Origin of the sequence: Streptomyces sp. NPDC101776 (assembly GCF_044766845.1) — a bacterium.
GTDB lineage: Bacteria > Actinomycetota > Actinomycetes > Streptomycetales > Streptomycetaceae > Streptomyces.
This window is the reverse complement of the sequence record NZ_JBIWMV010000002.1, coordinates 62,808-75,488: the sequence shown is the minus strand read 5'-3', so window position 1 is coordinate 75,488 and position 12,681 is coordinate 62,808. Positions and strand designations below refer to the sequence as shown.

The window sequence follows — 12,681 nt, the reverse complement described above, 5'->3', positions numbered from 1 at the left end:
TGACGCCTACTCAGGAGTCACCGTATGACTACGGCCCTGGCCGCTCCGTTCCGCTTCTTCTCACTCCACGTCTTGCGGACGGAGCGGCTCGGGCCGTCTCTCGTTCGCGTCTCCTTCGGCGGGGACGATCTGGCGTGGTTCTTCTCCGACGGGTGTGATCAGTCCCTGTCGCTCTTCCTGCCGCATCCCAGCCAGTCGGAGCCCGCCGTGCCGTACGAACTCGGGGACGGGTGGTGGCAGGCGTGGCGTGAACTCCCGGACGGCGTACGGGCGGTGATGCGGTCGTACACGCTTCGGGCGTTGCGGCGCGGGCCCGATGAGATCGACATCGATTTTGTACTGCACGAACCCGCGGGGCCCGCCTCCCGTTGGGCCGCTCGCGCCGCCGCCGGGGACCGGGTCGTGTTGCTCGGGCCGGCCGTCGCGGACAATCGGGCGATCCGGTTCCGGCCGCCGGAGGACACCGATCTCGTGGTCGTCTGGGGCGACGAGACCGCCGTACCGGCCGTGTCCGCCATCCTGGAGGCGCTGCCCGCCGGTACCCGTGCGCGGGTGTGGCTGGAGGTCCAGCATGCCGGTGATGTGCGGGAGTTGGTGACCGCCGCCGACGCCGAGGTGACCTGGCTGGTGCGCGAGAGCGAGCGTGTCGAGGGGTCCCCCATGGCTCTCGGCGCGCTGCGCGCGGCCCAACTCCCGTCCGCCGAGCGGCCGTACGTGTGGATCGCGGGCGAGTCCGGTCAAGTCAAGGCGCTACGGCGGCACTTCGTGGGTGAGCGCGGGTTCGACCGGCGGCGGGTGACCTTCGTCGGGTACTGGCGGCAAGGGCTGAGCGAGGAGCAACTGCGCGAGGCCGGGTGATCCTCCGAGGGGGCCGTGATGTGTGAGTGACCGCTGTCACGGGAGCGGCGGGTTTCCGGAACATTGAGTTAAGTTAGGCTTACCTAAGTTGATGTTGCGGAATCCCGCCGCTCACCTGTCCCGCACGGACTTCCCCACCGGAGGACCCCCACATGCGCTCGCACCTGCTCAATGACACGACTGCGGAGCACTACCGCCGCTCCGTGACTCAAGGCGTGGAGCGGGTGGCGGCGAAACTCGCCACCACCGAACGACCGTTCACCGGCGTCACGGTCGACGCCCTCTCCCCCCTCATCGACCGCATCGACCTCGACCACCCGCTCCACGACACCGCCGCGGTGCTCGACGAGCTGGACGAGGTCTATCTGCGTGACGCGATCTACTTCCACCACCCCCGCTACCTCGCCCACCTCAACTGCCCCGTCGTCATCCCCGCGGTGCTGGGCGAGGCGGTGCTCTCCGCCGTCAACTCCTCCCTGGACACCTGGGACCAGTCGGCCGGCGGCACCCTCATCGAGCGCAAGCTGATCGACTGGACGAACGAACGGATCGGCCTCGGGCCGCACGCGGACGGGGTGTTCACCTCCGGCGGCAGCCAGTCCAACCTCCAGGCACTGCTGCTGGCCCGTGAGGAGGCCAAGACCGACAGCCTGGCCAAACTGCGTGTCTTCGCCTCCGAGGTCAGCCACTTCAGCGTGAAGAAGTCGGCGAAACTGCTGGGCCTCGGGCAGGACGCCGTCGTGTCGATACCCGTCGGCGCCGACAAGCGCATGCAGACCGTCGCGCTCGCCCGGGAGTTGGAGCGCTGCAAGAGCGCCGGTCTGGTCCCCATGGCCGTCGTCGCCACCGCCGGCACCACCGACTTCGGCTCCATCGACCCGCTGCCCGAAGTCGCCGCCCTGTGCGAGCAGTTCGGGGTGTGGATGCACGTGGACGCGGCCTACGGCTGCGGTCTGCTCGCCTCGCTGAAGTACCGCGGCCGCATCGACGGCATCGAGCGTGCCGACTCGGTCACCGTGGACTACCACAAGGCCTTCTTCCAGCCGGTGAGTTCGTCCGCCCTGCTGGTCCGCGACGCCGACACCCTGCGCCACGCGACGTACCACGCGGAGTACCTCAACCCGCGCAGCACGGTGCAGGAGCGCATCCCCAACCAGGTCGACAAGTCCCTCCAGACCACCCGCCGTTTCGACGCGCTCAAGCTGTGGATGACGCTGCGCGTGATGGGCGCCGACGGCATCGGTCAACTCTTCGACGAGGTCTGCGACCTGGCGGAGGAAGGGTGGAAGCTGCTTGCCGCCGACCCGCGCTTCGATGTCGTGGTCGCGCCCTCGCTGTCCACTCTCGTCTACCGCTACATCCCGGCCGCCGTCACCGACCCGGCCGAGATCGACCGCGCCAACCTGTACGCCCGCAAGGCCCTGTTCGCGTCCGGTGCCGCGGTGGTCGCGGGCACCAAGGTCGCGGGCCGCCACTACCTGAAGTTCACCCTGCTCAACCCCGAGACGACGACCGACGACATCGCCGCCGTCCTCGACCTGATCGCCGGCCATGCCGAGCAGTACCTGGGAGAGTCCCTTGACCGCGCTTCCTGAACCCGCCACCAAGACCTACGACTTCGTGGGCATCGGGCTCGGACCCTTCAACCTCGGCCTCGCCTGCCTCACCGAGCCCATCGCCGAACTCGACGGGATCTTCCTGGACTCGAAGCCCGACTTCGAGTGGCACGCCGGCATGTTCCTCGACGGCGCCCATCTCCAGACCCCGTTCATGTCGGACCTGGTCACCCTCGCCGACCCGACCTCGCCGTACTCCTTCCTCAACTACCTGAAGGAGAAGGGGCGTCTGTACCCCTTCTACATCCGCGAGAACTTCTACCCGCTGCGCGTCGAATACGACGACTACTGCCGCTGGGCGGCCAACCGGCTCACCAACGTGCGCTTCAGCACCACGGTTTCGGAAGTGACGTACGAGGACGAGGTCTACGTCGTCCGGACCGAGGCCGGTGAGATCCTTCGCGCCCGGCACCTGGTCCTCGGCACCGGCACCCCGCCCTACCTCCCGGAGGCGGTCGCGGGCCTGGGCGGCGACTTCATCCACAACTCCCGCTACCTGCGGCACAAGGCGGAGTTGCAGGCCAAGGAGTCGATCACGCTGGTCGGCAGCGGGCAGTCCGCCGCCGAGATCTACTACGACCTGCTCAGCGAGATCGACGTGCACGGCTACGAGCTGAACTGGGTCACGCGCTCAGCGCGCTTCTTCCCGCTGGAGTACACGAAGCTCACGCTGGAGATGACCTCCCCGGAGTACATCGACTACTTCCACGCCCTGCCCGAGCAGACCCGCTACCGCCTCACGGCCGAGCAGAAGGGCCTCTTCAAGGGCATCGACGGCGACCTCGTCAACGACATCTTCGACCTGCTCTACCAGAAGAAGGTCGGCGGCCCGGTCCCCACCCGCTTGCTCACCAACTCCTCGCTGAACGACGCCACTTACCGCGACGGCGTCTACGAACTCGCTCTTCGCCAGGAGGAGCAGGAGAAGGACTACACCCTGCGCTCCCAGGGCCTGGTCCTCGCCACCGGCTACAAGTACGCCGAGCCGGAGTTCCTCAAGCCCGTGCACGAGCGGCTGCGCTACGACTCCCAGGGCAACTTCGACATCGCCCGCAACTACTCGATCGACACCACGGGCCGGGGCGTCTTCCTCCAGAACGCCGGCGTCCACGCGCACAGCATCACGTCCCCGGACCTGGGCATGGGCGCGTACCGCAACTCGTACATCATCCGTGAGCTGCTCGGCACCGAGTACTACCCGGTCGAACAGTCCATCGCGTTCCAGGAGTTCGCCGTATGACCTTCACCTTCCGTCCCCTGGACCCGTTGCAGGACGCCGAGTTGCTGCACCGGTGGCTCACGCATCCCAAAGCCGCGTTCTGGATGATGCAGGACGCGAAACTGGAGGACGTCGAGCGCGCGTACATGGAGATCGCGGCCGACGAGCACCAGCACGCGCTGTTCGGGCTCCAGGACGGTGTGCCCGTCTTTCTGATGGAGTACTACGACCCGCGGTATCGCGAACTGGTCGGTCTGTACGAGCCGTTGCCCGGCGATGTCGGCATGCACTTCCTGACACCGGCCACCGCGACGCCCGTCCACGGCTTCACCCGTGCGGTGATCACCGCCGTGGTGGCCCGCCTCTTCGAGGACCCGGCCGTCGAGCGCGTCGTCGTGGAACCGGACGTGTCCAACACCGCCGTGCACGCCCTGAACGAGGCGGTCGGGTTCGTGCCCGAGCGTGAGATCCAGAAGCCGGAGAAGAAAGCCTTGTTGAGCTTCTGCACACGGGAACAGTTCGACGCGGCCATGGCGGTGTCCGCATGAGCCTCGCCGACGCCGTGGCCCATCTCTCCCCCGAGCGCTGGGAGAAGGCCAACCGCCAGCTCATCCGCAAAGCCCTCGCCGAGTTCGCGCACGAGCGGCTCATCACGCCCGAACCGGTGGAAAAAGACGGTGACCTGTACGTTGTCCGCAGCGACGACGGTCTGACCCGGTACCGGTTCACCGCCGTCCGCCGCGCCCTCGACCACTGGCAGGTCGACGCCGACTCCATCACCCGGCAGCGCGACGGCGCCGAACTCCCCCTCGCCGCGCTTGAGTTCTTCATCGAGCTGAAGCAGGCACTCGGCCTGAGCGAGGCGATCCTGCCGGTCTATCTGGAGGAGATCTCCTCCACCCTCTCCGGCACCTGCTACAAGCTCACCAAGCCGCAGCTCCCGGTCGCCGAGCTGGTGCGGAGCGACTTCCAGGCCATCGAGACGGGGATGACCGAGGGCCACCCCTGCTTCGTCGCCAACAACGGCCGGCTCGGCTTCGGTGTGCACGAGTACCTCTCGTACGCCCCCGAGACCGCGAGCCCGGTCCGCCTGGTCTGGCTGGCCGCGCACCGCTCTCGGGCGGCGTTCACGGCGGGCGTGGGAATCGAGTACGAGTCGTTCGTCAAGGGCGAGTTGGGCAGTGCCGCCCTCGACCGCTTCCGTGCCGTCCTGACCGACCAGGGGCACGACCCGGACGAGTTCCTCCTCATCCCCGTCCACCCCTGGCAGTGGTGGAACAAGCTCACCGTCACCTTCGCCGCCGAGGTCGCCCGCGGCCACCTCGTCTGTCTCGGCGAGGGCGACGACGAGTACCTCGCCCAGCAGTCCATCCGGACCTTCTTCAACAGGTCGAACCCCGAGAAGCACTATGTGAAGACGGCCCTGTCCGTCATCAACATGGGCTTCATGCGCGGGCTTTCGGCCACCTATATGGAGGCGACCCCGGCGATCAACGACTGGCTCGCCCAACTCATCGACAACGACCCGGTGTTGAAGTCCACCGGTCTGTCGATCATCCGTGAGCGGGCGGCCGTCGGCTACCGGCACCTGGAGTACGAGGCGGCCACCGACCGCTACTCGCCGTACCGCAAGATGCTCGCGGCCCTGTGGCGTGAGAGCCCGGTGTCCTCGCTCCGGGAGGGCGAGTCCCTGGCGACGATGGCCTCGCTGGTGCACCTGGACCACGAGGGCGCGTCGTTCGCGGGCGCGCTGATCGAGCGGTCGGGGCTGACCCCGGTGGAGTGGCTGCGGCGGTATCTGCGGGCGTACTTCACCCCGCTGCTGCACAGCTTCTACGCCTACGACCTGGTGTTCATGCCGCACGGCGAGAACGTGATCCTCGTCCTGAAGGACGGCGTCGTCGAGCGCGCGATCTACAAGGACATCGCCGAGGAGATCGCCGTCATGGACCCGGACGCGGTGCTGCCGCCGACGGTGGAGCGGCTGCGGGTCGAGGTCCCCGAGGACAAGAAGCTGCTGTCGATCTTCACCGACGTCTTCGACTGCTTCTTCCGCTTCCTCGCCTCCAACCTGGCCGCCGCGGGTGTCCTGGAGGAGGACGACTTCTGGCGTACGGTCGCGGACGTCACCCGCGAGTACCAGGACGCGGCACCCGAACTCGCCGACAAGTTCCGGCAGTACGACATGTTCGCCCCCGAGTTCTCGCTGTCCTGCCTCAACCGCCTCCAACTGCGCAACAACGAGCAGATGGTGGACCTGGCGGACCCGGCCGGCGCGCTCCAGCTCGTCGGCACCCTGAAAAACCCCATCGCCGGGTTCTGACCGCACAAGCAGGCGGGCACCCCGGGGTACGGTCCCCCGGGGTGTCCGCCGTTCTACAGAAGCCGCTCAGCCAATTTTCGGCTTGCTTCAACTACCGTGCGGGCCACGGGACTTGCGGCGAGCGGTAGTAGTCGATCCCGAGCGCGTCCCAGCGCGGGGCCTGGGCCGCGAGCCGCACCTTGTAGGTGTCCCAGTCGTGCGTCGAGGCCGGCGACCAGCCCAGCTCGGCCACGCCCGGCAGCCTCGGGAAGGCCATGTACTCGATGTTCGCGCCGGTCACGATGGTCTCGGTCCACAGCGGCGCCTCGACCCCCCGGATCGCCGAACTCGGCACCCCGGCAAGGTAGTTGCCCGGGTCCCAGTCGTAGGACCGCTTCACCTCGACCAGGCCCGCCCAGTCCTGGCCGAGCGGGGTGTCCTCGGTGTACTTCATGTCGAGGTAGACCCGGTCGGCGGGCGAGAGGATCAGCCCGGTGCCGTTCTTCGCGGCCTCGGCGACCTGTGCCTTCTCGGCGGCGTCGGTGTCGTCGAGACCCCAGTACTGGGCGAGGGCGCCCTTCACCGGGTGGGCGCCGGTGATCTGGTGCCAGGCGATCACCGTCTTGCCGTACTTGGTGACGATCGGCTGCACCCGGTCCATGAACTTGACGTAGTCCTCATGGCTGGTGGAGTGCGCCTCGTCGCCGCCGATGTGGAGATAGCGGCCCGGGGTCAGCGCGGCCAGCTCGCGGATCACGTCGTCCACGAAGCTGTACGTGAGGTCCTTGCCGACGCACAGCGAACTGAAGCCGACGTCCGTGCCCGTGTAGAGCGGGGGTGCCACGCCGTCGCAGTTCAGGTCGGCGTAGGAGGCGAGGGCCGCGTTCGTGTGGCCGGGCATGTCGATCTCCGGGACGACCTCCAGGAAGCGGGAAGAGGCGTAGCGGACGATCTCCTTGTAGTCGGCCTTCGTGTAGTGGCCGCCCGCGCCGCCGTCGACCTGGGTCGAGCCGCCGTAAGTCGCCAGGCGGGGCCAGGAGTTGATGGCGATGCGCCAGCCCTGGTCGTCGCTGAGGTGCAGATGCAGTTCGTTGATCTTGTAGAGCGCCAACTCGTCGATGTAGCGCTTGACTTGGTCGACGGTGAAGAAGTGCCGGGAGACGTCGAGCATCGCGCCGCGGTAGGCATAGCGCGGGGAGTCCTCGATGGTGCCGCCCGCGATCTGCCAGGGGCCGCGCTGCGCGGACTTCTTCTCGACGGCGGCGGGCAGGAGTTGGCGCAGGGTCTGGACGCCGTGGAAGAGGCCCGCAGGCCTGCTCGCGGTGATGGTGACACCGGAGGTCCCACTGACCAGCCGGTAGCCCTCGGCGCCGAACGTGCCCTTGGCCAGGCGGAGTTGGATACCGCCCTTGCCCCGCGAGGTGATCGGCAACCGGTAGCCGGTGGAGGGTCGCAGGATGCCCGCGAGGTACTCGCCGATCCGGCGCGACTCCCGGGTGTCGTCGACGCGGATGCGGGTCCCGCTCGTGATCTTGTACGGGTGTCCCGCGGGCGCGACCTTGGCGGGCGCCGGGACCACCCGGCCCAGCGGGGTGACGGCGGCGGGCCCGGCGGCGGGTGCGGCGCCGGCGACGGACACGCTCGCGGCGGCGACGAGCAGCAGCGAACCGAGGAGGCGGGTCGTTCTGTGGCGCTGTCTCACAAGGTGTCTCACAAGCGGTGCCTTCCTTGAAGCCGAAAGCCGGAAGCCGGACAGGTACAGACCATTCTGTCGTCAGACCGGTGGAACAATCCCTCCTATGGCGGAAATCATCCAGAAGGACGGCACCTGGATCTTCGACGGCGACGCCCTGCGGCTGACTCCCGGGCGGGACAAGAACGTCGGCCTGTTCCGCAGGACCCTCGGCGAACTCGTCGTCCCCCTGGGCGCGTTGGCGGGCGTCTCGTTCGAGCAGGGCCGGAGGTCGGGGCGGCTGAGACTGCGGCTGCGCGACGGTGCCGACCCCCTGCTGCACGCCACCGGAGGCCGGCTCGCCGAGAGCGACGACCCGTATCAACTCCCCGTCGAGTCGGACCGGTACGGCGTCGCCGAGTACTTCGTGGACGAGGTGCGGAGCGCCCTGCTGCTCGACGAGGTCCCGGCCGACCCGGTGGACGCGTATCTGCTGCCGGGCCCCGCCGTGCCGCTGTCGGTCTCCGCCGGGGACGGCACGGCGAGCTTCGACGGGGAGCACGTACGGCTGGAGTGGAACTGGAAGACCGAGGACGCCAAGTCCGCCGCCGGTGCCCGCACCCTCGCCGTCACGGACCTCGTCGGCGTGGAGTGGCGTCCGTCGGCCGGTCTGGAGAACGGCTACATCCGCTTCTCGGTGCGCAGCGCGCCGACCAAGGCACCGCCCAAGTACGACCCCAACGCGGTGGAGTTGTGGGGCTTCAAGAAGGACCCGCTGATGGCCCTGGTCGCCGCGGCCGTACAGGCGCGCCTCCCGCACCCCGCCGCCGAGACGGACGTACGACCTGAACGGCCCGAACCCGCACGGCAGTTGACGGCCGCGGCGGAGGACGGCCACGACGCGCTGCTGCGGCGGTTGCGCGAACTGGGTGAGCTGCACCGGGACGGGGTGCTCACGGACGAGGAGTTCGCGATGGCCAAACAGGCGGTCCTCAAACGCATGTGAGGACCGCCTGCCGGATGAACTACGCCCCGCCTTCCGGGCGTAACTCGATCTGAATCGGGGTTACTTGGCCTTGCGGGCGACCGTGAAGCGGTCGACCTCGGCGCCGGTCTCGGCGATGCCGCGGACCGTCAGGGTGGCCGTACGGCCCTTGTGGGCGGGCTGGACGTCCACGCGCAGGAACGAGTAGTTGAGGTAGCGCACGCGCGACCAGGCGACCGTCTCGTTGACCTTGCCGTCCTTCGTGTTGACGAAGGCGGCGACCGAGTCGACGTCGGCGACGTGACCCTCGTAGGAGTCCGGGGCGGAGAACGCGTACAGGCTGCGGCCGGCCGCGCCCGCCGTCACGTAGACGACACCCTCGGTCTCCGGGTACGCCGTGCCGCCGATCGGCAGCTTCTTGACGACGGCGTTCTTCTTGATGACGTCGGTGCGCTCGTACTGGTGGTTGTGGCCGTTGATGACCAGGTCCACCGTGTACTTCTCGAACAGCGGCACCCACTCGCCCCGCACTCCCCCCTCCGAGGAGTGCGCGGTGGAGGTGCAGTACGCGCAGTGGTGGAAGAAGATCACCACGAAGTCGATGTCCCTGGACGCGCGGAACTTCTTGAGCTGCGCCTCCAGCCACTTGGTCTGGGTGCCGCCGGAGATACCGAGGTTGGCCGGGATCTCGAAGGACACGTCGTTGGCGTCGAGCGAGATGATCGCCGTGTTGCCGTAGACGAAGGAGTAGACGCCCGGCAGGTTCGTCTTGTCGGGGCCGTTGTCCGGCAGGTTCCAGCGGGCGTCCTCGCCGCCGTAGCCGTTGGGCGAGTACCAGGCCTCCATGTCGTGGTTGCCGTAGGCGGGCATCCACGGCACGGACTTGGCGACCGACTCGGTCTGCGCGAGGAACAGGTCCCAGGTGCGCGAGTCGAAGCCGGCGTCGGCGGTCTGGCCCGCACCGGCCGGGTCGGCGTAGCAGATGTCGCCGGCGTGCAGGTGGAAGGCCGGGTTCTGGCCCAGGAGCAGGCTGTTGTTGGCCAGGCCGTGGTAGCCGACGCCCTCGTCGCCGAAGGCCGTGAAGGTGAACGGCACGGCGCTGTCGGGGGCGGTCTTGAAGGTGCCCAGGGTGCCGAGCAGGTGGGCCTCGGCCGGGTCGAAGCCCGCGTGGCCGACGCCGTAGTAGTAGGTCTTGCCCGGACGCAGGTGGGTCAGCTTGGCGTGCAGGTAGTACTGGGTGTGGTCACCGCTCGCGCCGACGCCCGCCGGGGTGTACAGCGTGCGCACCTCGGCCTCGATCTTGCGGGAGAGGTCCCAGGGGTGCGCGCCGATGCGGACGAACGGCTTCTTGACGTTGGTCGGGACCTGCCAGGAGACCGTCACCTCGGTGCTCGGGTCGTTGCCGAACGCGAGGTGGCGGCCGAACGGGGAGACGAGGGCCCCGTCGACCGAGGACGCGGTGGAGCTGGAGGCGTAGGTCGCGGAGGCCTGGCTGGGGACGGCCGCCTGGGCGACCGCGCCCGGGACGAACACGCCGCCGGCGACGGCGCCGAGGGTCACGGCGCCGCCTCTGATCATCGTGCGCCGCGAGAATTTCGAGCGTAGGTACTCGTGCTGCTCAGCCATGCTCATGCGGCCGGCGAGCTCTTCGGGTACTCCCATACGAGGAATGTCCATGGCGTCTGAAACTCGTCCATATGAGCGACGTAACACAAGACACAGGATGGACAGCTTGCGAACAGAGTCCCATAAGACATTCAACAGGCCACTGCCCGATATCGGGCAGGATTCTTGCAAACCTTCCCCCGGTACCCCAGGATCAACCGGGTGCACGACGAACTCGTTGATCATCTGACGCGCTCCTCGCCCCTCAACCGGGGCGAGGCACTGCGGGTGATCCAGGACGTGCTCGCCTACTTCGACGAGACGACCGAGGACTACGTCCGTCGCCGCCACCGCGAGCTCCAGGCCCAGGGCCTGGTGAACGCGACGATCTTCGACCGGATCGAGGCGGACCTGAAATACCGGGCCGTGGCCCCGCCCGAGCTGACGCTCAGGCAGCTGCGCCGGATCGTCTACGGCTAGGAATGCTTATACATGTGCGGAATCGTCGGATACATCGGCAAGCGTGACGTTGCGCCGCTTCTGCTGGAGGGCCTGCAGCGGCTGGAGTACCGCGGCTACGACTCGGCGGGCATCGCCATCACGGCCCCCAAGACGGCGGGCCTGAAGGTGGTCAAGGCCAAGGGCCGGGTCCGTGATCTGGAGGCGAAGGTTCCGGCGCGCTTCAAGGGCACCACCGGAATCGCCCACACCCGCTGGGCCACACACGGCGCCCCCTCCGACGTGAACGCGCACCCGCACCTGTCCGCCGACAGCAAGGTCGCCGTCGTCCACAACGGCATCATCGACAACGCCTCCGACCTGAGGAAGAAGCTCGAAGCGGACGGCGTCGAGTTCCTCTCCGAGACGGACACCGAGGTCCTCACCCACCTCATCGCCCGCTCCCAGGCGGAGACCCTGGAGGAGAAGGTCCGCCAGGCACTCCGGGTGATCGAGGGGACGTACGGCATCGCCGTGCTGCACGCCGACTTCCCCGACCGCATCGTGGTGGCTCGAAACGGCTCTCCGGTGGTCCTCGGCATCGGCGAGAAGGAGATGTTCGTAGCCTCGGACATCGCCGCACTCGTCACCCACACGCGCCAGATAGTGACCCTCGACGACGGCGAGATGGCGACCCTCAAGGCCGACGACTTCCGGACATACACCACCGAGGGCACGCGGACGACGTCCGAGCCGACCACCGTCGAGTGGGAGGCCGCCTCCTACGACATGGGCGGCCACGACACCTACATGCACAAGGAGATCTTCGAGCAGGCCGACGCCGTGGACCGCGTGCTGCGCGGCCGCATCGACGACCGCTTCTCCACCGTGCACCTCGGCGGCCTGAACCTCGACGCCCGTGAGGCCCGGCAGATCCGCCGCGTCAAGATCCTCGGCTGCGGCACCTCGTACCACGCGGGCATGATCGGCGCCCAGATGATCGAGGAGCTGGCCCGCATCCCCGCGGACGCCGAGCCGGCCTCCGAATTCCGGTACCGCAACGCGGTAGTCGACCCCGACACCCTCTACATCGCGGTCTCGCAGTCCGGCGAGACCTACGATGTCCTCGCCGCCGTACAGGAGTTGAAGCGCAAGGGCGCCCGCGTCCTGGGCGTGGTGAACGTCGTCGGCTCGGCGATCGCGCGCGAGGCGGACGGCGGCATGTACGTGCACGCGGGCCCCGAGGTCTGTGTCGTCTCGACCAAGTGCTTCACCAACACCACAGTCGCCTTTGCCCTGTTGGCGCTCCATCTCGGCCGCACCCGCGACCTCTCGGTCCGCGACGGCAAGCGCATCATCGAGGGCCTGCGCAAGCTGCCGGCCCAGATCTCCGAGATCCTCGACCGCGAGGACGAGATCAAGAAGCTGGCGGCCGAGTACGCCGAGGCCCGCTCGATGCTCTTCATCGGCCGCGTCCGGGGCTACCCGGTGGCCCGCGAGGCCTCCCTCAAGCTCAAGGAGGTCTCGTACATCCACGCCGAGGCCTACCCCGCCTCGGAGTTGAAGCACGGCCCCCTCGCCCTGATCGAGCCCGCCCTCCCCACGGTCGCGATCGTCCCCGACGACGACCTCCTGGAGAAGAACCGCGCCGCCCTGGAGGAGATCAAGGCCCGCAGCGGCCGCATCCTAGCGGTGGCCCACCAGCACCAGGAAAAGGCCGACCAGACGATCGTCGTCCCGAAGAACGAGGACGAACTGGATCCCATCCTGATGGGCATCCCGCTCCAACTCCTCGCGTATCACACGGCGTTGGCGCTGGGGCGTGACATCGACAAGCCGCGCAACCTCGCGAAGTCAGTAACGGTGGAATAGGTTTTTTAGGGGCGCGGGGAACTCCGCGACAAGCCCCCACCGGCCGGCAGAGGCCACCCAACGGAAAGGCCCCCCACGTGTGCCTCATACACGAGGGGGGCCTTACCACTGCCG

Annotated in this window: 10 protein-coding genes; 8 read left to right on the top strand and 2 right to left on the bottom strand. The window is 68.2% G+C overall.

The genetic code is table 11. The features are described from left to right. Positions 1-24: 24 nt before the first annotated feature. The 5 genes from ACIRRY_RS06110 to ACIRRY_RS06090 all read left to right on the top strand — a co-directional run bounded on the left by ACIRRY_RS06110 (position 25) and on the right by ACIRRY_RS06090 (position 6,016). Complete coding sequence (locus ACIRRY_RS06110; RefSeq protein ID WP_403968499.1) at positions 25-858, top strand: siderophore-interacting protein; 834 nt, start codon at positions 25-27, stop codon at positions 856-858. Between the two features lie 152 nt (positions 859-1,010). After that, positions 1,011-2,453, top strand: a complete 1,443-nt coding sequence (desA, locus tag ACIRRY_RS06105) for a lysine decarboxylase DesA (RefSeq protein WP_403968497.1) — start codon at positions 1,011-1,013, stop codon at positions 2,451-2,453. Then, positions 2,437-3,714 (top strand): lysine N(6)-hydroxylase/L-ornithine N(5)-oxygenase family protein, encoded by a 1,278-nt coding sequence (locus ACIRRY_RS06100; protein WP_403968495.1) that lies wholly within the window; start codon positions 2,437-2,439, stop codon positions 3,712-3,714. The genes desA and ACIRRY_RS06100 overlap by 17 nt, the downstream gene beginning before the upstream one ends. Continuing rightward, entirely contained in the window at positions 3,711-4,241 is a 531-nt protein-coding gene (locus tag ACIRRY_RS06095; RefSeq protein ID WP_403968493.1) for a GNAT family N-acetyltransferase, read from the top strand. The genes ACIRRY_RS06100 and ACIRRY_RS06095 overlap by 4 nt, the downstream gene beginning before the upstream one ends. Further along, positions 4,238-6,016, top strand: coding sequence for an IucA/IucC family protein (locus ACIRRY_RS06090; protein ID WP_403968491.1), 1,779 nt, complete (start codon positions 4,238-4,240; stop codon positions 6,014-6,016). Before ACIRRY_RS06095 ends, ACIRRY_RS06090 begins: the two co-directional genes overlap by 4 nt. Positions 6,017-6,107: 91 nt before the next feature. Here the strand turns inward: ACIRRY_RS06090 and ACIRRY_RS06085 are convergent, their stop codons facing one another. Continuing rightward, entirely contained in the window at positions 6,108-7,697 is a 1,590-nt protein-coding gene (locus ACIRRY_RS06085; RefSeq protein ID WP_403970791.1) for a beta-N-acetylhexosaminidase, read from the bottom strand. A 97-nt stretch (positions 7,698-7,794) separates the two neighbouring features. On the opposite strand from ACIRRY_RS06085, the gene ACIRRY_RS06080 reads away from it, so the two are divergent. Continuing rightward, positions 7,795-8,673: a DUF4429 domain-containing protein gene (locus ACIRRY_RS06080; RefSeq protein ID WP_403968489.1), complete on the top strand. Its 879-nt coding sequence runs from the start codon at positions 7,795-7,797 to the stop codon at positions 8,671-8,673. A 60-nt stretch (positions 8,674-8,733) separates the two neighbouring features. On the opposite strand, the gene ACIRRY_RS06075 is transcribed toward ACIRRY_RS06080, so the two are convergent. Then, positions 8,734-10,314 (bottom strand): purple acid phosphatase family protein, encoded by a 1,581-nt coding sequence (locus tag ACIRRY_RS06075; protein ID WP_403968487.1) that lies wholly within the window; start codon positions 10,312-10,314, stop codon positions 8,734-8,736. Positions 10,315-10,479: 165 nt separating this feature from the next. On the opposite strand from ACIRRY_RS06075, the gene ACIRRY_RS06070 reads away from it, so the two are divergent. Both ACIRRY_RS06070 and glmS read left to right on the top strand, forming a co-directional pair. Further along, on the top strand, positions 10,480-10,737 hold the full coding sequence (locus ACIRRY_RS06070; protein ID WP_365300745.1) for a hypothetical protein: 258 nt from the start codon (positions 10,480-10,482) through the stop codon (positions 10,735-10,737). Positions 10,738-10,749: 12 nt separating this feature from the next. Then, a complete protein-coding gene (gene glmS, locus ACIRRY_RS06065) occupies positions 10,750-12,567 on the top strand; it encodes a glutamine--fructose-6-phosphate transaminase (isomerizing) (RefSeq protein ID WP_200712217.1) in 1,818 nt (605 codons plus the stop codon). Positions 12,568-12,681: the final 114 nt, after the last annotated feature.